Source organism: Paraburkholderia sp. GAS448, from assembly GCF_050435685.1.
In the GTDB taxonomy this organism is placed as follows: Bacteria; Pseudomonadota; Gammaproteobacteria; order Burkholderiales; family Burkholderiaceae; genus Paraburkholderia.
In genome coordinates, this window is record NZ_JBNDKT010000019.1 from 103,279 (window position 1) to 126,152 (window position 22,874).

21 protein-coding genes, 1 tRNA gene and 1 pseudogene are annotated in these 22,874 nt (G+C 61.0%); 7 read left to right on the plus strand and 16 right to left on the minus strand.

Annotated features, from left to right (window positions below):
• Nucleotides 1-161 precede the first annotated feature (161 nt).
• Entirely contained in the window at nt 162-1,244 is a 1,083-nt protein-coding gene (locus P3T23_RS29170; RefSeq protein ID WP_429319562.1) for an aldo/keto reductase, read from the minus strand.
• An 85-nt stretch (nt 1,245-1,329) separates the two neighbouring features.
• Between P3T23_RS29170 and P3T23_RS29175 the strand changes: the two genes are divergently transcribed.
• Nucleotides 1,330-1,737, plus strand: coding sequence for a MarR family winged helix-turn-helix transcriptional regulator (locus P3T23_RS29175; protein WP_429319563.1), 408 nt, complete (start codon nt 1,330-1,332; stop codon nt 1,735-1,737).
• Between the two features lie 961 nt (nt 1,738-2,698).
• Here the strand turns inward: P3T23_RS29175 and P3T23_RS29180 are convergent.
• From P3T23_RS29180 to P3T23_RS29205, 6 genes and pseudogenes are all read right to left on the minus strand, one after another.
• Nucleotides 2,699-3,496: pseudogene (locus tag P3T23_RS29180) on the minus strand (IS110 family transposase); the annotation flags it as partial.
• A gap of 581 nt (nt 3,497-4,077) precedes the next feature.
• Entirely contained in the window at nt 4,078-4,980 is a 903-nt protein-coding gene (locus P3T23_RS29185; protein ID WP_429319564.1) for a SphA family protein, read from the minus strand.
• A 111-nt stretch (nt 4,981-5,091) separates the two neighbouring features.
• Nucleotides 5,092-6,639 (minus strand): bifunctional 3-(3-hydroxy-phenyl)propionate/3-hydroxycinnamic acid hydroxylase, encoded by a 1,548-nt coding sequence (locus P3T23_RS29190; RefSeq protein WP_429319565.1) that lies wholly within the window; start codon nt 6,637-6,639, stop codon nt 5,092-5,094.
• On the minus strand, nt 6,639-7,577 hold the full coding sequence (locus P3T23_RS29195) for a VOC family protein (protein WP_429319566.1): 939 nt from the start codon (nt 7,575-7,577) through the stop codon (nt 6,639-6,641). The genes P3T23_RS29190 and P3T23_RS29195 overlap by 1 nt, the downstream gene beginning before the upstream one ends.
• 42 nt (nt 7,578-7,619) lie before the next feature.
• Nucleotides 7,620-8,468, minus strand: a complete 849-nt coding sequence (locus tag P3T23_RS29200) for an alpha/beta fold hydrolase (RefSeq protein ID WP_429319567.1) — start codon at nt 8,466-8,468, stop codon at nt 7,620-7,622.
• Between the two features lie 156 nt (nt 8,469-8,624).
• Entirely contained in the window at nt 8,625-9,284 is a 660-nt protein-coding gene (locus P3T23_RS29205) for a TetR/AcrR family transcriptional regulator (protein WP_429319568.1), read from the minus strand.
• Between the two features lie 495 nt (nt 9,285-9,779).
• Here P3T23_RS29205 and P3T23_RS29210 point away from each other — a divergent pair, with 495 nt between their 5' ends.
• Entirely contained in the window at nt 9,780-10,946 is a 1,167-nt protein-coding gene (locus P3T23_RS29210; protein WP_429319569.1) for a hypothetical protein, read from the plus strand.
• A 244-nt stretch (nt 10,947-11,190) separates the two neighbouring features.
• Here P3T23_RS29210 and P3T23_RS29215 read toward each other — a convergent pair whose 3' ends face one another.
• From P3T23_RS29215 to P3T23_RS29235, 5 genes are all read right to left on the minus strand, one after another.
• The gene (locus P3T23_RS29215; protein WP_429319570.1) at nt 11,191-11,472 is read right to left on the minus strand and encodes a hypothetical protein; all 282 of its coding nucleotides are present in this window, start codon (nt 11,470-11,472) and stop codon (nt 11,191-11,193) included.
• Nucleotides 11,460-11,621, minus strand: coding sequence for a hypothetical protein (locus P3T23_RS29220; RefSeq protein ID WP_429319571.1), 162 nt, complete (start codon nt 11,619-11,621; stop codon nt 11,460-11,462). Before P3T23_RS29220 ends, P3T23_RS29215 begins: the two co-directional genes overlap by 13 nt.
• Nucleotides 11,622-12,006: 385 nt before the next feature.
• Nucleotides 12,007-12,165: a dihydroxy-acid dehydratase gene (locus P3T23_RS29225; protein WP_429319572.1), complete on the minus strand. Its 159-nt coding sequence runs from the start codon at nt 12,163-12,165 to the stop codon at nt 12,007-12,009.
• 181 nt (nt 12,166-12,346) lie between these two features.
• Complete coding sequence (locus P3T23_RS29230) at nt 12,347-13,576, minus strand: tyrosine-type recombinase/integrase (RefSeq protein WP_429319573.1); 1,230 nt, start codon at nt 13,574-13,576, stop codon at nt 12,347-12,349.
• A gap of 172 nt (nt 13,577-13,748) precedes the next feature.
• A tRNA-Leu gene (locus tag P3T23_RS29235) sits at nt 13,749-13,835 on the minus strand.
• Nucleotides 13,836-14,202: 367 nt separating this feature from the next.
• Here P3T23_RS29235 and P3T23_RS29240 point away from each other — a divergent pair.
• Nucleotides 14,203-15,036 (plus strand): squalene/phytoene synthase family protein, encoded by an 834-nt coding sequence (locus P3T23_RS29240; RefSeq protein WP_429319607.1) that lies wholly within the window; start codon nt 14,203-14,205, stop codon nt 15,034-15,036.
• A 22-nt stretch (nt 15,037-15,058) separates the two neighbouring features.
• Here P3T23_RS29240 and P3T23_RS29245 read toward each other — a convergent pair whose 3' ends face one another.
• The 3 genes from P3T23_RS29245 to P3T23_RS29255 all read right to left on the minus strand — a co-directional run bounded on the left by P3T23_RS29245 (nt 15,059) and on the right by P3T23_RS29255 (nt 18,453).
• Entirely contained in the window at nt 15,059-16,285 is a 1,227-nt protein-coding gene (locus tag P3T23_RS29245) for a DUF1501 domain-containing protein (RefSeq protein ID WP_429319574.1), read from the minus strand.
• A gap of 53 nt (nt 16,286-16,338) precedes the next feature.
• Nucleotides 16,339-17,937: a DUF1800 domain-containing protein gene (locus P3T23_RS29250; protein WP_429319575.1), complete on the minus strand. Its 1,599-nt coding sequence runs from the start codon at nt 17,935-17,937 to the stop codon at nt 16,339-16,341.
• 189 nt (nt 17,938-18,126) lie between these two features.
• Nucleotides 18,127-18,453: a hypothetical protein gene (locus P3T23_RS29255; protein WP_429319576.1), complete on the minus strand. Its 327-nt coding sequence runs from the start codon at nt 18,451-18,453 to the stop codon at nt 18,127-18,129.
• Between the two features lie 228 nt (nt 18,454-18,681).
• Here P3T23_RS29255 and ompR point away from each other — a divergent pair, with 228 nt between their 5' ends.
• The 4 genes from ompR (at nt 18,682) to P3T23_RS29275 (ending at nt 22,205) form a co-directional block, all read left to right on the plus strand.
• Nucleotides 18,682-19,416, plus strand: a complete 735-nt coding sequence (gene ompR, locus P3T23_RS29260) for a two-component system response regulator OmpR (protein WP_429319577.1) — start codon at nt 18,682-18,684, stop codon at nt 19,414-19,416.
• A 46-nt stretch (nt 19,417-19,462) separates the two neighbouring features.
• Nucleotides 19,463-20,812 carry an ATP-binding protein gene (locus P3T23_RS29265; protein ID WP_429319578.1) on the plus strand — a complete coding sequence of 450 codons (1,350 nt, stop codon included), beginning with the start codon at nt 19,463-19,465 and terminating at the stop codon, nt 20,810-20,812.
• Nucleotides 20,813-21,055: 243 nt separating this feature from the next.
• Complete coding sequence (locus P3T23_RS29270; RefSeq protein WP_429319579.1) at nt 21,056-21,604, plus strand: peroxiredoxin; 549 nt, start codon at nt 21,056-21,058, stop codon at nt 21,602-21,604.
• Nucleotides 21,605-21,680: 76 nt separating this feature from the next.
• Nucleotides 21,681-22,205: a carboxymuconolactone decarboxylase family protein gene (locus tag P3T23_RS29275; protein ID WP_429319580.1), complete on the plus strand. Its 525-nt coding sequence runs from the start codon at nt 21,681-21,683 to the stop codon at nt 22,203-22,205.
• A gap of 146 nt (nt 22,206-22,351) precedes the next feature.
• Here P3T23_RS29275 and ispF read toward each other — a convergent pair whose 3' ends face one another.
• The gene (ispF, locus tag P3T23_RS29280) at nt 22,352-22,831 is read right to left on the minus strand and encodes a 2-C-methyl-D-erythritol 2,4-cyclodiphosphate synthase (protein ID WP_429319608.1); all 480 of its coding nucleotides are present in this window, start codon (nt 22,829-22,831) and stop codon (nt 22,352-22,354) included.
• Between the last annotated feature and the right edge of the window lie 43 nt (nt 22,832-22,874).

Sequence of the window (22,874 nt, forward strand, 5' to 3'; positions counted from 1 at the left end):
CCCAACCCAATCTAACGATTGCGCAGGCTCGAGCGCACGCCGTGCACTACCGGTGTGATTGCAACTGCAATTCCTTGCCAACCAGCAGGAGAGCGTTATGCCAGAAGTCATTGTTTACCCAGTAGCAGGGCGCTCAGCCGACCAAAAGAAAGCCCTGATTGTCAGTAGATCTTGTCGCCCTTTTTCAGCTCGAAAGGCGTCGGCGGCGCGTTGACGCCGTTCACTGAGGTACCGCCGTTGTGGAGGGCCGAAAACCAAGGCTGTATGCTCTGGGGGAAGCTGAACGTGGGCTTCGTCAGCGCGTCGAGCCGGCCGAGTTCCTCGGTCGACAGTTTGACGTCGAGCGCCTTCAGGTTGTCCTCGAGCTGTGCGAGCCGTCGCGCGCCGATGATCGTCGAGGTCACGCCGGGCTGCGCCTGAAGCCAGGCCAGTGCGACGCGCGCGACCGTGCTCTCGTGCGCCTTGGCGATGATGTCCAGCTCGTCCACGATCGCGTAGGTCTTCTCGGTGAAGACGGTGTCAGCGATGAAGCGATCTGGCTTGATCTGGCCGGCGTTGTGTCGCGTGTATTTGCCGCTGAGTACGCCGCCCTTGAGGGGCGACCACGGCGTAATACCGACGCCGAACTCGCGAGCCATCGGCACGAGCTCCTGCTCGACGGTCCGCTCAAGCAGCGAGTATTCGATCTGCAGCCCGACGAACGCGGACCAGCCACGGAAGCGCGCCGTGACGTTCGCCTCGGCGATCTTCCACGCGGGTGTATCGGAGACGCCGAGGTAGCGCACCTTGCCGGCGCGCACGAGATCTTCGAGCGCGGCCATCGTCTCTTCGATAGGTGTGTGCACGTCCCAGTTATGCAACCAGTACAGATCGATGTAGTCCGTCTGCAGGCGGCGTAGCGAGTTTTCGCACGCCGCAATGATCGACTTCCGGCCAGATCCGCCGCCGTTGGGATCCCCGGGGTATAGGTTGCCGCTGAACTTCGTGGCGATGACGAGCCGGTCGCGCCGAGCGCTGTGGCGCCCCACGTGGTCGCCGATGATCTTTTCGGAATGACCTCTCGTGTAGAAGTTTGCGGTATCGATGAAATTGCCGCCGAACTCGATAAAGCGGTCGATGATCTGTTGAGACTCCTCGACGCTGGAACCCCAGCCAAGGTCTTCACCGAAGGTCATCGCGCCGAGACAGAACGGGCTCACACGCAGCCCTGAACGGCCGAGGGTAATATAGTGATCGAGGGGCATGGCGCTCTCCGAGTTGCTACTATGGTACAATTTTGCGCTAGTTCCAATTCACGATAGTTTATTCTTAAACAAATAGCAAGTGCCCATGCCCAAAATCGATGTCGGAAAGATTTGGTCCCTCAATTACCGGCTCTTGATGTCGGTGATCACCAGCGTCGCGCCTGACATCACCGAGCTCGGGCTGGAGACGAAAGAGCTGTTCGTGCTCGCTGAGGTTGACGCGCACCCGCACCCCGCGGAACTGGCCGGCGTCCTCAGCATGCCGAAGCCCACCGTGACGATGTACGTCAAGCGGCTCGAAGCTGCGGGCTTTCTGCGCCGTGAAATCGATGGCGCGGATCTGCGTCGCCACCGCCTCATCCTTACACCCGAGGGGCGCAAGACGATGGCGCGCGGGCTTGCGCTCCTGTCGAACGCGTTCGGTGCCCGGCTGGCACGGTTAAACTCAGCGCAGCAGTTGGAACTCGCGACACTGCTTGAGAAGCTGAGCTAAGCGCGCACGCGAATCCGCTTTGCGCAATCAAACGCGCATCTGATAGCCTTGATTCTTTCTGGCTCCCAAGCCGGCTCGGCAGATACGCAAGGGGAAATGGGCCGCCGCTGACAACTGTTGCATCCCTCAGCGTTGAAACGCGTGCAGCTGCGCAGACCTCGTGCTACGGCGATGTCCGCCTGGGTCGAAAGCGCCAGCTCTCCGGTGCGAGAAAGCGGACGTTGCCGAATGGCAGCTATGAAAAAGCTCGACCGGCTGTTATGGCCGAACTGCTGTCCCCGAGAAGCTGGTGTGGATGACCGGACCACTCTGTTACCGGCCGTTGAACCCCTGACAGCGCGACCGGCGGCAGTGGGTCACAAGTACCCATCCGCTTGCTGCGAGAGCTGTCACTCGCAGGTGCCGACGAGTGAACGTCAGGAATGCGGCCTGTAGCCGCCTCACTAAGGCCGATACCTGAATGAATGAAATGAACGCGCCCACCCACGAACGTGAGAGCAAGGGAGGTGAGCCCTCACGGGCCAACGGCATCGATGTGCCAAGTAGAAAATAGGAGGTTTTCCAAGCAAGTCAGTATGACTCCCGTCGGCAAGGCTGGCCGCCGTGGGGATGTAAGCGCGGGTTAGCATTGCTGCCAGAGCCGCATTGAGTGGGGACGGAAGCGCCACTCAACGGTCTGTTCCGACACGGAGGCCAGCGTGGGAAACGATAGCACGTTGTACGTGGGACTGGACGTTCACGTGCGACCTGGAAGTCGCTTGAGTTCCTGTTTCACTGGAGAAGGTATGACCTGATGAAACCGGTTGTTCCATCAACCGTTCCCTACCCGGACATGCTGAGCCGGCAACAGCTTGGTATGAAGCTCTGGGGACAACGTAGCCGCCGGATAACCGGTACGCCGAACCGCGAGGTGAGGCGGAATCTGCCAGCACGAAGGCGGAGAGGAGCAAGGGATGAGCGGGTAACTGTTGCCGGTCTTCGTAATGCTGCCTTGTCGCCGTTTGCCGCCTGACGAGTGTTCCGAGGGGGTGACCCCGAGCCACGCCATCAACTGTCGCGGGTGCTCGAATCGTGACAGGTCACCCAGTTCGGATACCAGTCCGACCGCGGACGTGAACTGGATGCCGCGCATGGCTTGAAGAGCCAGTACAGCGGGATAGAACCGCCAGTGGGCAACAGCCTCACGCAGCGCCACCTCCAGCCGTTCGCGTTGCGCCAGGCGATCCTCGATCGTGCGACGGTGTTCATTGAATGCCAGTTGCTGCCAGGTACTGTCGAACGAGAACGTACTCAGCCAGCGCCGGTGGCTCGGCCCCCAGTCTGGACGACCGAGATAATGCACGCCATGCGAGAGCAGGAACGACTTCAATCGACAGCGTGCTGCCTTCAGGTCCTCCCTGGCAACTGACCACGCCCGGGCCAGATCGCGAAATGCTTCGTCTTCCACCGTCGGCACATGGACGGCAGACAGGTCACCGGCTCGCAGCGAACGCACGAGTTTGATTGCGTCGCGCCGGTCCGTCTTGACGCGCTCGCCCGGCTTGCGTGGAATGAGGGATGGCGCGCACACCATGCAGTCGAACCTTTTGTCGACCAGCCGCCGGTACAGACCGTAGCCGCAGGAGCCCGCCTCATAGACGACAGAGATGTGTCGCGCCTTCGCCTGCAGTCGTTTGCAGAGCCGGTCCACATCAATTTGCATTGTGCCGATCTTGCCAAACAGTTCCACTTCACCCATGTCGATCGCGTAGGCAACCATGATCGATTCCTTGTCGGGTACGGTCGATGGCTTCACGGTTGCGCGCTTCGAGCGTGTCCAGGATGCCGGACAGTCGCAATTGCTAAGGGAAGCCACCCGCGCTCGGTTGCGATCTCCCGCACGGCTGCCAGCTTCTTACGGCCCATGATCTTCGACCGGTCGATATCCCGGTCGGAGTCACCCTGGCGCATTCGCACCAGAACCTGTCGATATTGGTACATCTCGAACTTCCTCTTCAAGCCACCCTCTGGAGCAAATGCGTGCCGGGAGGGTAGCGGTTGGCGAAGTTCGAGCGCCCGACTCAGACGCCAGTGGCGCCTTTACGGCGAAAATCTACTGGCGCCTATACGCCGAAAGACTTGTGGCGCCTAAACGCCGAAAAGTCCCTGGCGCCTTTATGCCGAAAGCGGTTTGGCTCCTTAACGGCGAAAGTTCACAGACGGCTCGTGAAGCGCCCCCAGCGGGCGGTTCTCTGTTCATCGGATCGACTACGCATCGCAGGTTCACTATGCCAGAACCGATGGCATTGGAGCCACGCGCGGTCTCCGCAAATGACGGGCGGAACGCCCGCACTGACAGCGTCATCCGAGAGGGAACACAGCCTTAAGCCATAGAGCCTTACCCTGGACCCGGTTTCTGACTTCCGTATCGAGTTCATATTTCAGGGTGACGAGCCAGCCCTTTTCGCTGCCATACTTGATTGATGGACCGATTGCCAATGCTCTACCCTTGTTGTTCAGGATGGTTTGCCCGTTTTGTTTGTCATTGGTGAGTTGCTGGTAGAAATATCCACCGATTCCGACAACCCATCCATGACCAATTCCATATCCCGCATCATAGTCCATGATCAATTCATGGCCTGAGGTATAGCTCGTCGCCGCGTTTATCGTATTGATGTTATACATGACCTTCAGGTCACCGTTGAATCCTCGCGGGTCGATGTACGAAACCCCAATGAGTGGCTGAAATGCCCAATAACTTCTGCCGATATTTGCAAGATCATTTTTATTGTAAGAACCCGTTGGTGCGAATACATCGAGTCCAGCTACCATATGCAACTGTGGGCTGAGATGCCACCCCAAAGCCGTGCCGAACGATGCATCGCCGACCCCCGTCTTGCTTTGACTTGAACCGGCCTCTTTAACGTCGAGATTGACAAGTGGCAGCAGACCATGGAAAACCAGCGAGGCGCCGAGGATCTGCTCATGGGTCACCCAGATGAGTCTTGGGACAATTGCTACGGAAGTTACTTTGAATCCAGGTATTGGGATGGCATTTCCGTTGTTATCTCTGAAGGAACTGCCTTCGTTGTATTCTGAATAAACAATCCCGTAGAGGCCCGGCGGGGGCACGGCGCAGCAAGAATATGCTTCAGCACCGGTTGGATATATCGAACCGCCCCCCTCTGTTGCATTTGCAAAAGTCGAAATCGCGAAGGCACCGCAAACAAAAATTATTATTCTGATTAAATTCCGGGCAATCATCTGCCGTCTCCTGAGTAGTTTTTAGTGTGCTTCTTGAAGAAATATTTGCCGCAGACCAGACGCGCGGGTGCTCGCGAATTGAGGCGAGCACCGGGCTACCAACTAGACGTTCTAAATGGGCATGCTTAGGCCGAAGCCATCCGCAGCGGCAACAAAGCGATCCGGACGGATTGCGATGACCTTGGCCTTGAATTCACGCATCCATTCGATCAGCGAACCGTCGAGATCGATGATGTCGGTTGTCTTCACGCCCCGTGATTCAGCCGAACGCAGCGTCAGGAAGCGCGCTCCGAGGTTTGCCCATGCCTGCCGGTCAGTGGCGGACAGCACGGCTTCCGGATCGACCTCGCTGCCAAGTAGCACGAAGCCGTTGCCGAGCTGATCGTCAAGCATGCAGAGCTTGCCGTTCGCACCGGCCACGCGCGGTTGCGGGACCATCTTGCCGACGATGCTGCCTTCGTCGAGCGGGCCGCGCACCCAGCCGGCACGGAGCACGGGCGGCCTGAGCAGCGGCGGCTCGGATGGTGGCTGGTCGGACGGCGGCGGTGCCGCAAGCGCCTTCACTTCTTCCTCGCTCAGCTGCTGCTTGATGATGCGTCCCATTTCCACCGCGATCGCCGTCATCTCGGCGACGTGCGGCGCGCGTTCAATTTCATAGGTGTCGAGCAGGCTTTCGGGCAGGCGGCCGGCCAGTACCTCGCGCAGCTTCCAGCTCAGGTTGAACGCATCGCGGATGCCGGACTGCATGCCCTGGCCCGCCCACGGCGGCATCAGGTGCGCGGCATCGCCAAGCAGGAACACGCGACCTACGCGCCAGGTTTCCGCATGGCGCACGTGGTGCTTGTAGAACGCGTGCTGGTGAATCTCGACTTCCTTGTCGGTCACGCCGAGCGAGTTGAGTAGCTTCCACAGTTGCTCGTGCGTCGAGAAGTCGGCGTCGGTCTCATGCGGCTCGAGCGGGAATTCCCAGCGATGGTTGCCGAGCGCGAGCGCGATATCGACAACCGGACGTTTCTTGTCCGACCAGAACGTGAGAATGTTGCGGTGCGGCCACCAGCGTCTTACGCGCCCGTCGATCACGACCCAACGCGTTTCCACGGTCTCGCCGAGCAGCTTCACGCCGAGGTGTTCGCGCGTAGCGCTCGAACCGCCGTCGCAGGCCAGCGCATAGCATGCGCGGATACGATGCTCGACGCCGCTGTCCTTGTCGCGGGACGTGACGGTGACGCCGGTTTCGTTCTGAGCGATATCGACCACTTCTTCACCGAAGCGCACCGTCACATGGTCCTGGAAGCGTTGCACACCGCGTCGCAGGATTTCTTCCATCACCGGCTGATAGATGGCGTAGGAGCGCGGATGGCCCAGCGTGGACGGCGGAAACTCCATATGTGTCAGCTCATGGCCGTCATAGGTTATCCAGCGCAGCGCCCGGGTCGGGTCCATATTGCGGCTCAGTTCATCGTCGAGGCCGACCGACTGGAATAGTCGCATGGTCCAGTCGTTGACCGTGACGGCGCGCGCGCGCGGATAGATGTCGCGGTCTCGCTCGATCGCGATTGTCCTGACGCCATAGGCGCCCAGCGCATTGGCCGCAGCCACGCCGCTCGGGCCGTATCCGATGATCACAACATCGGCATCGAAGGTCTGCATGGTACTCATCACGCCACCTCCGCCGGGTGACTCACGGCCAGCGGCGCGGCAGGCCGGTGGCCCCATTCGCTGATGCCGTCATAGCGGCACGATTGCCAGGTGGCGTCTTCCACAAATACGCCGCCGTAGCCAAATTCCACGTGGAAGCCCGAAGGCGTTTTGCCGTAGAACGAGATCATCTGGTCATTCGGGTGCTGACCGATGTCCATGACTACCGCAAGACCATCTTTCAGGAAGCGATCTCGTGCGAAGCCGACTTCCCGCATGGAACGGGCCTCGAGCATGAAATGGTGGATCCGTTTGTGCGGTCCCGGCACCGGTGGGCGTGGGGCGACTGCAAACGAGTGGTGACGTTCGTTGGCATGGAAGAATGCGACCTCGATCGTCACTTGCGGAGCGACGTGCATGTCGATGTAGTCGCTCAGGCGTAAACCAAGCACATCCCGAGCAAAGCGGAGCATTTCGGGATATTCGTTGGCTTCGAATACGACATGCCCAAGTCCACCGCCAGCGGTCACAAAGCCGGACGGCACGAGCTTTGAGGTGAACGGCGTGCTGGCGGCGGGGTGACCACAATAAACTTCGTGACGGTTACCGGCCGGATCACAGAAATGGATCATGCTCTTGACTTGGCGCAGCGCAAGTTCGGCCTCTGTACCGATAGTCCACGACAGGCCAAGTGCAGTCAGGTCCTCGCCGAATGCGCGCACGGCAACCTCATCGGCCACGCGCCATCCGGCAAACGCGTAGTCATCGGCCGGACCTTCGGTCAGGATGAAGCGGTAAGCCTTGTCGTCCATGCGCAGCAGGCGGTTGGCCTTGCCATCGACCTGGGGCGTACCGGCGAGTACCTCGAGACCAAGGTCGGCCACGGCGAATGCCTCCCAGCGGAGTATGTCCGACACCTCGAAGCCGAGATAGCCGAGCTCCTGAATAAGATGATTCATGAATTGTCCTTGGCAGTACTAAGCGCCTGTTAAAAATTTTAATCAGGAAAGAAACTGGGTAACGAGTGCATTGAAGCGCTCGGCATGCTCCCATTGCGCCCAGTGGCCGCATTTGGCAAGCAACACGAAATCGGCGTCCGGCATCTTGGTAAACGGCTCCATGCCGGCTACCGGGTTGACCTTGTCCTGCAGCCCCCAGATAAACAGGGTGCGGTGTTCGAGTGTGGCCAGACGCGGATCTAGGCTGATGAACGTCTCTTTTCCGGGGCCGCCCGGCGGACGGGTCAAGGGAGGATTCGCGCGAATCTCCGGATCGTTGCTCGCATCGAAACGGGCCTGGACCAGCTCCGGCGTGAGGACGCTGGTGTCATACACCAGATTGCCGAGAAACTGACGGAGCTTGTCGACGCTGGGGCCCTCGCCAAGGTAATAGGTGAGCAGTTGCTCGATGCCGTCCGTCGGACCGGTCGCTCCGGAGACCACTCCACCGCCCGGCCCCATCAGGACGAGACGGTCAAAGCGCTCCGGTTGGTCCATCGCTGCGCAGAGCGCGGACGAGCCGCCGAATGAGTTGCCGATCAGGTGTGCGCACTCGATGCCGACAGCATCCATGAAGGCGAGAACGGCGCGCCCTCCGTTATGGAACGGCCCGGGGCCGCCAAACTCCTGCAGATTTTTGGAGCTCTGCCCCCAGCCCGGGAAATCGATGACCCAGCAACGGAAATGACGCGCCAGTGTCTCAATGTTGCGGCTGTAGTTGCTTGCGCCCGTTGCGCCCGGACCGCCGCCGTGCAACAGGATCACGTCAGGACCGCTGCCCCGGACCTGGTAATGGATACGCCAAGCCGCACCGGTTTCGGTACGGCCTCCGGCAAACTGTGTCTCCGCCATCGAATACTCTCCGTCGTTTCATTTGCGCCCATCGGATGGATTGCCCGCGCGGAACGGCCGGAAGGCCATGCGCGGCGACGCGATGGCCTAATGTATTTATCGACGACAAAAGTGTCAATGATAAAAGTGTCAATGTAGGGTATGTCCTGAGGCGGATTAGCGCGCGCCAAGGTCCAGTTGTTCGATCTTGCGCAGGGCTTTCCGAATACGGGGCGGGGAAGCCCCGAGCGCGGCGAGTGTGGCTGAGATCACGGTGATTGCGCGCTCCTTGGCATGATCGCTGGCATGAGGGGTCCTGAGAGCGAAAACCATGATGCCGAGCGCGATGGATTCGGCAAGGTCGATGTCATGGATAGTGATCTCGCCCTGTTCGATGGCCGCGCGCAGGTCCGCGCGTGCGTGCTCGGCGCCGAGCGGGCCGATGCTGGATACCGACCCGAGGAAGGCGCCGAACACCGGATCCACGATGGCCTTGCGGTAGTACATCCAGGCACCGGTAGCGAGGCGGATGATCGGGTCGGACTCTCCTGCCACCAATGGCGCGATCGATGAAATAACGTCGTCGGAAAGGGTCGCCACGGCGGCATCTAGCAATTCGCGCGTGGTCTGAAAGTAGGTATAGAAGGTGCTGCGAGCTACGCCGGCGGCCTTGGCGAAATCGTCGATGACCGGGGCGTCCGGGCCGTGTTCGGCAAAAACATGGATTGCACATTGAATGATCCATGCACGCGTCTTTGCGCGTTGCGCCTGACCGATCGCGGTGCGATGGTGTTCCGCTTTCGCAACGTCAGGCTCGCTGTGTTTGGTTTTTGGCATTCTGCTCCGATTCCGATGGTCAGATCGCCGACCAGGACCTAATGCGCTCCTTTTGGTCTGGACGGCGTCGTTGTGAGCCGAAGATTTGCGGCATATGGGAGGAGTTTACGCCAAGAAGCTGCCATCCCGGTCTGCACGTCGTTAGGGGATGGGTTGTCAAGATGAGAGGTTTCCTTCGTCTATTGCCCAGCTCCTATCGGAATGGCTGGATACCGATCGCGGGTTGTGATCTGATCGTTGCTCCCGCCGACTCGTGAAGGATATCCCAGTCGAAGCCAAAAGCTTTGGCACAGGTGAGGCCGTAACCGGCGAACGAGCGATATTCTGCCGGTTGCCTTGGCGGTGGTTCCTTGCAGAGCCGTACAGACTCGCGTGATGGTGCCCGGGGCGGATTGATTCCCCGGTAGTCGAATGTCCGTTTCGCCGACCGGAGCAGACGGCTGAACGTCCGACTGACTGCGCGGGCGAATGACGCCTTCTGTTTAGGTTTGTAGGATGCCTGCCCAAGACCACAGGTGGACCCGTGAACGATCCATCTGGAGCTGGTTCGATCAGCTCTACGGCCCATCGGTCAGCCGCAGCGTGGCGCTGCTGTCCCTCATCTGGATGACCGGCGCGCTCGCTGCACAGATTCGCGGGGGATTGGCAGTGCTTGCCCTGACAGGCTTACCCAGCACGGCCACGCTCCCACTAATCAGTGGCGTCCTGATCGGCCTATCCATTGTTCGACTCTCCTGGCTTTCTGCAGGATTGGCCATCTGCATGCTAGGGTGCGGTGTCATTCTCGCCTACGTGCTGTTCGAGACTGGAGGGCTCGGCATCTGGCTGCATGCCCCGGTACTGTTTGCCAATGCCCTGCGGCAGACCGCGCTTGGCCGCGAGGGACTCACCATGACCTCAGTAGTCGCCATGGTCATCTGCGGCGCCGACTACCAGCAATTCGTCCTCGCAGCAGATAGGCCGGCCACAGCGCGTACCGGCTGCCTGCTTGCGGCAGGAGTTGTGTTCGCCGTCGGATTCTTACCTGCTTCTACCGTTATCGCCACCCGTTCGTTCTGGCAATTGAACAACGTGACCGATTCTGTACAGGTCGTTCCGATGCTGCTCATGCACGCCTTGTCGCACCAAATTAGTCCGAATTTCATCATCGCAGTGCTGGTTGCATCGGCCCTCGGCGCCGGATGCGCTATTCTTCGCGCAATGTCTGATGCACTCACCACAGTTGGACCGCGATGCGCTTGGCAATCAATCTGGTCGCGAATCTTCCCAGTCGTGCTCAGTTGCCTCGTGGCAACGCGTGGCCAAAGTCTTGTCGACATGATGGTCGACCTCAACATGGTCTGTCTTGCAGCAGTCGGCCCGCTGCTGGGTCTCAGGCTGCTACGCGTACGTGTGTCTGACACGATCGCCAACACCTCAATGGCAGCCGGATCTGCGGTGGCAATAGCCCTCTATCTGCTACGGTGGGCGGGCATGGTTGCGCTACCGGAAGCGTCGACTGTACTTATCTCGCTGCCAATCGCACTTGGGCTGGCAGCAGTGCTTCACCACCACATGCCTGCGACATCACGCGGCCCGGAACGATCAACGCATTCCATGCGGCCCGTGCTCATTCCGTGGCTGCATCTTCCCCCCCGGGCGGGCGGCACAGCAGACAACTGAATCAAGCTCCAGCGAGCATGGCTCATCACCAATTCGCTGATCGCCGTCGCATTGGGTGGTGCGGTCTCCCAATGATGCCAGTACAGATCGACAGGTATCTTGTGATGCGGCGCCAAAGAGATCAGATTCCCGGAATCTATCAGTGCCCGTGCCTGTATGGAGGGCACGAGACCATAACCGACCTCGGACTGAATCGCCGCAAGCAAAGCCGCCGGCGACGGGAAATAATGCGTGGCATAGCCGCTCACTGAGAAACCCAGCAAGCGCTCGAATACAGTGCATGCAAACCATCCTTACGATTAAACAGGACGGCAGGCACCGCCAGGATATCGCGCAAGGTGAGCCCCTGAGCAAAATGCATCCGGGCAAACGCCGGATGGGCTACGCATTCGTATTCCATCGCACCGATGGGTTCGGCAACGAATCCAATCGGAGCACTACTTTCCGTCGAAACACACCCCATTGCCTCCCCCCGAGCCAATATGGGCAACGTGTGATCCTGGTCGTCGACGATCAGTTCGAGCACGAACTCATCCTTCGCAATGGCACAGGCGACAGGTTCAAACCAGGTTGCCAACGAATCCGCATTGAATTCAGCGCGCTGGCCGCACGGCCAAAATGCCGCAACTCAACCACGACGGCAAAGGTTTCCAACTGCTGGTGGTCGAAAACCATACAACCTCCTTCCCGTAAGCGCTGTTCGCCGTTACCCAATCGCCTGATACGGGACTTGTATTCTGCCACCAGTCGAGTCAATCCATAGACAAATCGCTCCTATCCTTCGCCGACGTTGCGTCTCCGCTGCAGCACGCCTTTCGTCGATGCCGTAGCCCAGCGGCATATAGATCCTGCATGTAATGTTCGCCGGTTGGCTTCGGATTAACGAATACAGACGTCGTTTCCCCCACCTCCTTCACTCGGTTGAGATCGATGCCATATTCAACACAGCGAACGTTCCGTCGATGTAAGGCGGCGCAAGGCATTGATATCCTGAGCATCGATTTCGTCGCGCGGAATTTGCCCGGAAGCGGCGACAATCCGAGTTCCCCAGACGCTCGCCTTATTGCGGCCCGTCGGCATCGGCCTGGCGACGAAGCCGAATGACGGGAATGTCGGCCGACGCTGCCCCCATCGACCGAGCCGGAACGGTCTTATCGCATCCGCCGAGCAAGACGACCGAATCCATCGAATGCGCCCGTACCACTTCCTCGATGCCCATCGACACAAGGTCGCAAAACTTCAGGCTCGTGGGCTCAGGAACGTCTCACCCGGCGAGATCGTCGGAAACTCGATCTGCAAACCACCTGCAGCCAGCACACCGCGCGTGACGGCCTGGATCATCTCCGAAAAGTGCGGATGGCAGTTGTTGACCCCGCTCGCCGAATGCGCCGATACCTCTGTTATGTAGCAGTGCTCGCGGTCTCGATGGGAATGACTTCCGCTCCCACCTTGAGCCTATCCAGATAGTCGGCCCACTTCTGCATCATCGTGCGTCGTTCCTTGATGAACTTCGTTCGGTTGTACGCCGCGCCCAAGTTGTCGGGTACCGCATGAGCCAATTGATGTTCAATCACCTCCGGCTTCTGCTCCATTTCCTCATGCAGAATCGTGCGAGCCATGGCCCGGAATCCGTGGCCGGTGATTTCGGTGCGCGTGTCATAGCCGAGCCGCCGCAGCGCGGCGTTGATCGCCGCATTACTCATCGGTCGGTTTCGGTCGCGCGCACCGGGGAACACATAGCGGCCGTTGCCCGTTAGAGCGTGTAGCTGTCGCAGGATTACCACTGCCTGCGTCGCGAGTGGCACAAGATGCTCTGTCCTTGTCTTGGTGACGAGATAGCGCCACTCCCCTTTGTCCAGGTGGAACTGTGCCCACTCTGCCTGCCGCAGTTCCCCCGGCCGCACGAACAGCATCGGCGCGAGCTTGAGCGCACAGAGCACCGTGAACGTGCCGCCGAACCCGTCGAACGCGCGCAGCATCTCGCCCACCTTGAGCGGCTCTGTGATCGACGCGAAATGAGTAGCACGGGTTGGCGGAATGGCACCGAGCAGATCGCGCGCCGGATCAACCTTGCAGTAGCCTTCCTTGACGCCGTAGCGAAAAGCCTGACTCAGTTCGGCACGCACCCGGTGGGCGGTGTAGCGCGCACCGCGGCCGTCGATGCGCTTGAGCAGCGTGAGCAACTCCGGCGCGTCGATCTCGGCGATGGGCCGCTTGCCGACCCATGGGAACACGTCATTCTTGAACCGCGCCATCGTCTTTTCGTACTGAGCGGGCTCGACCGACGCCTGGCGCTCATCCATCCAGGCCAGCGCTACCGCCTCGAACGAATTCGCTGCAGCGAGCCGGGCGGCGCGCTTGTCCGCCTTCTTCGCCGCGCCCGGATCGATGCCCGCCGCGAGCTTCTCGCGCGCCTCGTCGCGCTTCTTGCGTGCCGCCGCCAGCGACACGTCCGGGTAGACGCCGAGCGCCAACGTCTTGTCCTTCCCGGCGAAACGGTAGTTCATCCGCCAGTACTTCGCCCCGGACTTGTCGAGCTGCAGATACATTCTGCCGCCGTCGGACAGGCGGTTGCCTGTGCCGTCCGGGTTGTAGCGGGCGTTCCTGATCTGCGTATCGGTGAGCGGCATGGTGGTATCTCCGGGCTGAAAGGCCGAAAATCGAGCCGATACCACCAAAAATACCACCCGATATCACCGGCTGTCCACGGACTTTCCCGAAACATCCCGGAATGAAAAAACCCGCGAAGCCTTGTGCTGTCGCGGGTTTCCGGAATTTTCCGGAACACTCCGGAATGTTGGATGGTGCGTGAGGCCGGACTCGAACCGGCACGCCATTGCTGGCGTCAGGACCTAAACCTGGTGCGTCTACCAATTTCGCCACTCACGCGTCGTCGCCGTACCGGCATCGACTTTATACGTAGTCTGGCATGACCGTCGCGATATCGCTTGCGGTGCATGCCGCTGCGATGTGCATCATTGCGCGCATTGATTCGTGCAACCCGTCCATACCGACGGGTAGCCACGGGTAAGCGCCGGTAAGCACTACGCAGCCAGGCAAAATGCGTTGCGCACCCTGCCCGATTTTCTGTCTCGCCATCGGCCGCCGACTGCCGTCCGAAAGCGTAAGCGCGAGATTCTAACCGATTGCCCACGGCTTGTCTGCCCCCGCCTGACGTATCGCGATGCTACAATTTTTGACTGGCCGCCCGACCCGGTGCGCGCCGTCTGCATCCACTCCCCTCACCCCCAATCCAGTGAATTTCGACGACTATTGCCAGCAGAAGGCAGCGCCACCCGGCTCGAGCACCTACTACGCACTCAGGCAGGCGCCGGCCGCCCGCCAGCCGCTCCTGACCGCCCTCTTCGCCCTGCGGCGGGAGTTCGAGGAAACAGTCAAGGAAACCAGCGATCCGACCGTCGGCCGCACCAAGCTCGCATGGTGGCAAAAGGAAACCGCAGCGCTGGCAGCCGGCGAGGCGTCTCATCCGGTATCGAAAGCGCTCGCGGCGCATCTGCCCAGCACCGCCTCCGAATACGCCTCCCTGCAGGCGCTGCTCTCCGGCTTCGAAATGGACCTCGATCAGGCCCGCTATCTCGACTATCCAAATCTCCGACGCTATGTCGAGAGCGTCGGCGGCGCGTTTGCCGCGCTGGTCGCGCGGGCAACGGCACGCGACCCTTCACAGGCGTCGGGCTGGGCCGTACCGCTCGGCAACGCCTTGATGCTTGCGCAGTTCGTCGAAGAAATCGGCGACGATGCGCGCCACGGGCGCATCTATATTCCGATCGACGAGATGCAGCGCTTCAACGTCACCGCCGCGGATCTGATCAACCGCAAATACACCGACGCGTTCACCGAATTGATGCGCTTCCAGACCGGCCGCGCACGGGACTCGCTGCACGGCGCGCTCGCCGCGATTCCGGACGCCGAGCGCGCCACGCAGCGCACGCTTCGCGCGCAGGCCGCGCTCGCACTCGCGGTGCTGGACGAAATCGAAAGGGATGACTACCACGTTCTGCATCAGCGAATCACACTGACGCCGATCCGCAAATTGTGGGTTGCCTGGCGGGCCGCGCGCAAACGCTGATCACACCGCGCACCGGATGACGCTATGCGCGCAGCAACGGCAGCGGCTCGAATCGTTGCTGCAGCACGTTCGCAGCATCGAGACCCCACCAGGACCCAAGCACCGTCGCGTACAGTTGCCGGAAGTCGATGCCGACCGGCAGGTTGCCGTTGCCATCGAGTTGCGCGAGGACCGGCGGCACGCCGTACAGTCCACCCCGCACCCGCCCGCCCATCGCGAAGTGCGGGGCGACCGTGCCGTGATCCGTACCGTTGCTCTGATTCTCGCGCGGACGCCGGCCGAACTCCGCGTAGGTCATCACGAGCGTGCTGTCCCAGCGTCCCAGTTCCATCAGCGCCGACTTCATCGCCACCAATCCTTCCGCCAGCTGTTTGAGCAACGCAGCCTGCTGGCCAGGCTGATTCTGGTGCGTGTCGAATCCGTTGAGGGTGAGCCGGATCACCGCAACGCCCTGGCCCGTGACAGGTTGCCCCTGCGCCGTGTCGCCGGCGGCCAGGACCTGCATCGCGGTTTTGATCGACGCCCCGAACGCGCCCTGAGGGAATGGGGTCTTCAGCGGAACCTGACCCTGCCGCGGCCGCAGCCGGTCGGCTGCTTTCACGATGTCATTCTCGACGTCGAGAATATGCGCGAGTTCGGGGTTGCGCTCATGCAGCGAGACAGGCGTCGCGAGCCGCGACGCCCGGACGAACTGGGCCGGATTGACGAGCGCGATCGCCCGCGCGCCATTCGCGAGGGGGCCCATTTCCGCGCTGCCGATCACCACGCCATCGGCCGCGAAACCGGCCGGCACCGGCCGTAGCGCAAACGCGCGCGACAGCCATCCTTCGCGCAGATACTGGTCCGACCGCGACGCGGTGTCCCAGATCTCGATCGAACGAAAATGCGACAGATTCGGCTGCGGATAGCTGACGCCCTGCACGATCGCCAGTTGCCGAGCCTGCCAGAGCGGCATCAACGGCTGGAGCGCGGGATGCAATGCCGTCCGTTCGTCAAGCTGGATCGCCTGCTCGCGTTTGATGCCGATGTTCTTGCGCAGTTGATAGTAAGCGGGATCGGCGTACGGAATGACGGTATTCAGACCGTCGTTGCCGCCCTTCAACTCGACGAGGACCAGCAGGTTGCCATAGCCGCCAGCGGGCGATGCGCCGCCGTCCGCGAGCATGCCCGTCTGCGCGGCAAACGCCGCCGGCAACCACAGCGAGGCGCCGGCTGCTGCCGTCATCGAAAGGAAATCGCGTCGCTTCATGCTGCACCTCGTTCGTCTGCTGGAGGCATGCCGCCTGTCTCGTGCACCGACTCTTATTTCAGCTGGTAGGCGGGGTCCATCAACAACGCTTCAAGATACGCGCTCCCGGTGGAATCCGTCTCGATAGCATCGACCGGCGCGAGCGGCAACACCGCGTGCTGCAACTGCAGTTCGATCGATAGACCCGGCTTCGCATCCGGCGTCGTGTTGTAGCGCGCGAGCCATCTGTCGATATCGAAGCGCACGCCGCCCTGGCCCACACGCGCCATCGCGCGCTGCACCGGCGCGTTGGCATTCATGTTCTGCGCCATGCCATTTTGCATCCGCTGCGGGCCAGTGGTTTCAGTGGCGCGAAATAATTGCTCGACAAACTGCTTGCGGGCAAGCAGCGTCGAGCTGTTGATCCACGTGGGGCCGCCCGGCCAGCCCTTCACATTCGGCGGATAAAAGAGGTTCTCGCCGAGATTGCGGAACACACCCGCGAACGGTGCGGTGTTGTCGTAGCCAATATCAAATGCGCGTAACGTGCCGACCACGAACTCCGCCGGCGATTTCACCAGCACCCCGCGGTTGCCGTCGCTCCAGAAAGCATCGGAAAGGAACAGGCCGCGCAGGGCAACCTTGATGTCGTAACGGCTGGCTCGAAACCGCTCCGCGACTGGAGCGATCTGGACTTCGTCGGGTGTGTCGGACACGAACTCGCGCCACAGTTCCGTGGTGATGAACGTGGCCGTCTCCGGGCGGGCGAGCAGGATGTCGAGCACCTGATCGCCGTCGAACGCGCCGGTCTGGCCGAGGACAGTCTTGATACCGTCGTCGTGCAGGTTCGGCCGAAAGACATAGGCTTGCGTATCGGGATCGAGGCTCCATCCGGTGTAAGCGCGCGCCGCCTCCGACACGTCCTGCTGGGAATAATGGCCCTCGCCCAGCGTGAACAGTTCCATCACCTCGCGCGCGAAGTTCTCGTTGGGCTTGCCCTTGCGATTGCTTGCGCCGTCGAGATACAGCAGCATCGCCGGGTCTTTCGCGACGTCATGCAGCATGTCGCCAAAGTGGCCGACTGCCTCGCGCCTGAGCAGCGCGTTCTGCCTCGCAATATTCTGCGGGAACTCAACCTTGTCCTGGCCGGACGTGAAATGGTTGGTCCAGAAAAGCGTCATGCGTTCAGTGAGCGGCGACGGCGTATTCAACATCTCGCGGACCCACCACGCACGCAGTTCCTCGTAACGTTCGCGATGCAGGCGCTGGTCGTCGCGTCGCTGGTCGGGCGTCCATGCCTTGCGCTCGGCGCGGGTCGGCAGCGGCTCTGACACCCATGCCGGCAGCGGCGTCAACGCTTCGGTGCGCACTGAAGCCAGCACCCTGTCGACGGCCTGCTGCCGCGTGAGGCCGACGTACGCCGCGACCTCGCTGCTATCGGGTGCAAAACCGGTGCGGGTGAGAAAAAAGCGCGCTTCGCTGGCGTCGAGAATAGCCTGCTCTTCGTCGCTCACGGCCGATGCGGCCCGGTGATCCTTGTGATCCTTGTGATGCTTTGGACGCGACCCGTGCGGCACACTGTCCTGCGCAGCCAGGGCCGGCACGGTGAACGCAACGGCCGTCGCACAGATTAGCGCCGACGTACCGCGCGTAAGCGTCAGAAGGGTGTTCATAGCCTGTAAGCCTGTCGTCGGTGAACGTGACTTCGCCCGTGAAGAGCTTGCGCGAATAAGCCGTGTACCTGTCCTCGCTGCTCAACGGCAGGCCGGTCGGGTCAGTTGACGATGGAATTGCTACGAAATCTTTCGTGCAGGCAAAAAGCAGGAACGCACGCAACCGATACGTCGAATATAAACACCCGACTAGCGCTTGTAGAGTTCGCGCACGGCGTCTTCGATATGCTGGCGCAGAAGGCGCCGCTCCTCCGGCGTCATGTGACCGTCGCGGCGCCGCTGATCGAGGTCGGGCGGCACCGCGGTGCGCATCATGAGGTCGGACGCAGGCTGGTCGACGTTTGCGCGCGGTTGACGCGGGGGCTTTCCGTTATGCGAGGACGAGCGTGGGGTTGCCATCCGGTCTGCCGAAGGCTGGGCGCAGGCGAGCGTCGAGCCCAGTGTGCCTGTGAGCGTGCCGGCAACTGCCAGCGTAATGACGCTCAAGCGCACATTCGGCCAAACCCCTCCCTTCATCTTGTTCCCTTCTTGGTGCGGCAACCGGTACCTCAAATGCGTATGCAGACCCCGGCCAGGACCGGGTGCGAGAGTTTATTGTCATGTGAAGTATCTACCGAACAGCCGCAAACAGTAAAGGAGTCTAAGCGCGCATGCTTTACGTGGCGCCACAGGCGGGGTAAATTTTGTAACTGACTGTAACCCGATAATTGGTGCGAAGATGTACCTCTTTGTAATCGCGTTAAGATGCCGACCATGGAAACCAAAAACCCTTCGAAAATCCTCGTTGTCGATGACGATCCGCGTCTGCGCGATCTGCTGCGCCGCTATCTGGGCGAACAGGGCTTCAACGTGTATGTCGCCGAAAACGCGCCGTCAATGAACAAGCTGTGGGTCCGCGAGCGATTCGATCTGCTCGTGCTCGACCTGATGCTGCCCGGTGAGGACGGCCTTTCGATCTGCCGGCGTCTGCGCGGCAGCAACGACCGCACGCCCATCATCATGCTGACGGCGAAGGGTGAGGACGTCGACCGCATCGTCGGCCTGGAAATGGGCGCTGACGACTACCTGCCAAAGCCGTTCAATCCGCGCGAGCTGGTCGCACGCATTCACGCGGTGCTGCGTCGGCAGACGCCGTCCGAGTTGCCTGGTGCGCCGTCGGAAACCACCGAGGTATTCGAGTTCGGCGAGTTCGCCTTGAATCTCGCTACCCGCACGCTGACGAAGGCCGGCCAGGAAATCCCGCTGACCACTGGCGAGTTTTCCGTGCTCAAGGTATTCGCGCGGCACCCACGCCAGCCGCTCTCGCGTGAAAAGCTGATGGAGCTCGCGCGCGGCCGCGAATACGAAGTGTTCGACCGCAGCCTCGACGTGCAGATCTCGCGTCTGCGCAAACTGATCGAACCCGATCCGGGCAGCCCGCGTTTCATCCAGACGGTGTGGGGCCTCGGTTACGTGTTCATTCCTGACGGCGCAGCCTGAGGTTGTTTCTGCTGACGTTGTTTCTGTTTCTTGACGAGAAGGGCCCATGCGGATCGACCGGCGCCTCCTGACGCTCGCGTTCGGTGGCCTATTCTGGCGCACATTCCTGCTGATCGCGCTCCTGATCGCAGTCAGTCTCGCCGCGTGGTTCCAGAGCTTCCGGGTGATCGAACGCGAGCCGCGCGCGCAGCGCGTGGCGTTGCAACTCGTCGCCGTCGTGAAGCTCACGCGCACCGCCCTCCTTTATTCCGATCCCGACCTGCGGCGCGCACTGCTGCAGGATCTGGAGAGCAATGAAGGGGTGCGCGTGTACCCGCGCGAAACCACCGACAAGTACCGCCTGCAACCCGACGAATCGCTCAACCGGCTGATCGAGCATGACATCCGCGGGCGCCTCGGCGACGACACAGTGATCGCGCAGAGTGTCAACGACATTCCCGGTGTCTGGATCAGCTTCAAGATCGACGACGACGACTACTGGGTCGCGCTCGATCGCGATCAGCTCGACAACGTCACCGGTCTGCAGTGGGCCGGCTGGGGCATCTTTGCCCTTGCGTTGTCGCTGTTCGGCGCGGCGTTCATTACGAGTCTGGTGAACCGGCCGTTTGCGCGGCTCGCGATGGCGGCGCGCAAGGTAGGCTCAGGGCAGTCGCCCGAGCCTTTGCCTGAGCGCGGCATGGGCGTGGCCGCGGAAACCAATCGCAGCTTTAACCAGATGGTGACCGACCTCGAGCAACTGGAAGCCGATCGCGCGCTGATGCTGGCCGGCATCTCGCACGACCTGCGCACGCCGCTCGCGCGTCTGCGGCTCGAAACCGAAATGAGCCCGTCGGATCAGACCACCAAGGACGCGATGATCGACGACATCGAGCAGATGGACATGATCATCGGCCGCTTCCTCGACTACGCGCGTCCGGTGCAGCGCATGCCGGAGCCCGTCGACCTTTCCGTGATCGCAGGAGAGCTGGCGGCGCGCATGGCGAGCGAGGACGGCATGCGCCTCGTCACACGGCTCGCGCCGTCGGCGGTCATCGAGGCAGACGAGACGGACATGCGCCGTGTCGTCGGCAACCTGATGGAAAACGCGCGCAAGTACGGCCTGAGCGATGACGACGGCATTCCACGCGTCGTGATCGAAACGCGGGTCTCGCATTCGCGCGTGGAGCTGTCCGTGGTCGACGAAGGCCCCGGAATTCCCGAAGACCAGCTCGCGCTTGTCACACGACCCTTCTATCGTGTGAATGCCGCCCGCAGCCAGGCCAACGGCACTGGCCTCGGGATGGCGATCGTGCTGCGGCTCGTGGGCCGCTATCGGGGTTCCCTGCGGCTGCGCAATCGCACGCCGGGGCCGGGCCTCGAAGTGACGATCGAGTTCCCGCTCGCCAAGGGCGTCTGAAGCCGCGCGACAGGCGTCTCATGAAAGCCTCACCGCTTTTTCGCGAGCGCTCTGCTGCATTCCAGACCGTGCCCATCCATGGTGTTAACTATCGAAGCGTTGAATAAAAACTATTCGGTATATTAGTCAAAAACTATTGTCTTGATTGATCAATAGAGTTATAGTTAACCCTCATGTAACGTATCCGTTACAGCGCAGGTAGCTTGAACAGGTTGTTTTCTCAACTCATACAGGAGTATCCGCATGAAAACCGTGGGCGATAAACTCGAAGCTTTCACCGTCACCGCTGCGAAGCCGGGCTTCAACAACCATGAAGAAAACGGCCAGTCGGCGTTCGAAGAAATCACCGAACAGTCGTTCCCGGGCAAGTGGAAAATCATCTATTTCTACCCGAAGGACTTCACGTTCGTGTGCCCGACGGAAATCGTCGAATTCGGCAAGCTGACCAAAGACTTCGCAGAGCGTGATGCAGTTCTGCTCGGCGGCAGCGTCGACAACGAATTCGTCAAGCTCGCATGGCGTCGTGAGCACAAGGACCTGAACAAGCTGAACCACTACTCGTTCGGCGACGTGAAGGGCGAACTGATCGACCAGCTCGGCGTGCGCGACAAGGAAGCTGGCGTTGCACTGCGCGCGACGTTCATCGTCGATCCGGAAAACACGATCCAGCACGTTTCGGTGAACAACCTGAACGTCGGCCGTAACCCGGAAGAAGTGCTGCGTATTCTCGACGGTCTGCAAACGGACGAACTGTGCCCGTGCAACCGTGCAGTCGGCGGCGCGACGCTGTAAGCGTTGCAGTCAAAAGCCCGCTAAGCTTGAAAGAGCCGGCGGGCTTTTTTTATCGGCAATCTGATAGGAGATATCAATGGAATTCTTGTCTGCGATTAAAGAACTCGTTCCCGACTACGCCAAAGACATTCGTTTAAACCTGGACGGCACGATCGCACGTTCGTCGCTCGAAGGCACCGATGCCGTCGGCGTGGCGCTGGCCGCCGCCTTTGCCGCAAAGAGCCCGCTGATTGTCGATGCGATCCGCAAGTCGGGCGTGCTGTCGCCGGAAGAAACCCAAGGCGCGCTGACCGCAGCCGCGCTGATGGGCATGAACAACGTCTGGTATCCGTATCTCGAGATGGCCGACAACGCGGATCTGAAGACGCAGCCGGCAGGTTTGCGGATGAACGCTTATGCGTCGCACGGCGGCGTCGACAAGCGTCGTTTCGAAATGTATGCGCTCGCGGCATCGATCATCGGCAAGTGCCACTTCTGCGTGAAGTCGCATGCCGATACGCTGATCGCTGAAGGCATGAGTTCGACCCAATTGCGCGACGTTGGCCGCATTGCGGCCGTGGTCAACGCGGCGGCGCTGGTGATTTCGGCCGAAGGCAAGTAAGCCGATTCGAAGGCCGATGCGCAGCGGCCTGCAAAACGCCGCCGCAAATAAAAACGCCACGCGATTCGTCCCGCGTGGCGATTTTATTTTGTCGCGCTGACGGCGCCGGCCAGTGGCCGGCCCGCGGCGCACCGGCGATTCAGCAATCAGGCACGGGTGAGCAGCACGGCTGCCTGCGCCTCGATGCCCTCGCCTCGCCCCAGATACCCGAGCTTTTCGTTGGTCTTCGCCTTCACGTTCACCCGATCCAGCGGCAACTTCAGGTCTTCGGCGATATTCGCGCGCATCGCATCGATGTCGGGCGCGAGCTTCGGCGCCTGGGCAATCACGGTGCTATCGACGTTGCCGATCGCAAAGCCGGCCTCGGCAACCCGCTTTGCGCATTCGCGCAGCAGCACGCGGGAATTCGCGCCGGCAAACTGCTTGTCCGTGTCGGGAAAGTGACGCCCGATATCGCCCATCGCCGCCGCGCCGAAGAGCGCGTCCGTGATCGCATGCAGCAGCACATCCGCATCCGAATGGCCAAGCAGCCCGCGGTCATAAGGCACCGTCACGCCGCCGATGATCAATGGCCGTCCCGGTACCAGCGCATGCACGTCGTAACCCTGCCCGATCCTGAAATCCATCATCTAATGTCCGCTAGTGTGGGTTGAAACTGGTTTGAAGCGC